The 655-nt window shown below is 47.3% G+C and carries 1 protein-coding gene and 1 pseudogene; both read right to left on the bottom strand.

The annotated features are described in order from the left end of the window. Positions 1-318 (bottom strand): annotated as a pseudogene (locus R7O13_RS27840) (hypothetical protein); the annotation flags it as partial. A 43-nt stretch (positions 319-361) separates the two neighbouring features. Beyond that, entirely contained in the window at positions 362-610 is a 249-nt protein-coding gene (locus tag R7O13_RS27835; protein WP_005466481.1) for a hypothetical protein, read from the bottom strand. Positions 611-655 lie beyond the last annotated feature (45 nt).

Here is a 655-nt window from a genome sequence, read left to right as displayed (position 1 = left end):
AAAGTGGTACGTCACTACACCCGCAACCAAACACACACTGAAGATAAACAGCACCGACAGCAGTGTAAAAATGATGCTGAACATCACGATTTGGCGCGCAGCCGCTACGTTGACTTTCATCTCTAGCAGAAACAAATCCAACGTCGAGCCCGACCACGTTCGCAGTGACGTCGAAAGGTCGTCAATCTGTGACAAAATGGCTCGTAGCCCATTAATGGCTTGTTCAACTTCCTGATTTTTAGCCCCATTTAGGGCTCGGCTACTGTCTGCAGTAGCCGAGCCTTGGCGCTCATTGATGGTATGCTCGGAGTCATTCATAAAACTCTTCCTTCATGATTAGAGCGAAATGTAAGGAACAGGCTTATTTGATGAGCTTAGAGACCGCCCAACCAGCCAGGAATGCACAACCGATACTCAACAGCGGGCGCTCTTTAATGACGTTTTCTGCGGATTTGGTCGCTTGCTGAATGTTCTCTGCGCCGACTTCCAGCTTCTCTTTGGCATGTTCTTTCATGGCGCCAACCGCTTCTGAAGTGGCTTGCTCTGCAAGGTGATACGCTTCTTCAAATTGCTCTTGAGGTTTAACTGCGCTTTCTTTTGTATTAGCCATAACTAGCCTCCGTTAATGAGTTGAATAGTGAATCAAGTGAAACAA

The sequence above is a fragment of the Vibrio sp. Y176 genome, assembly GCF_033438945.1.
This window is presented reverse-complemented; position numbering and strand designations above follow the sequence as displayed.

Coding starts and splice junctions, on each gene's coding strand:
- R7O13_RS27835 (WP_005466481.1), bottom strand. CDS start 610: ATGGCTAATACAAAAGAAAGCGCAGTTAAACCTCAAGAGCAATTTGAA.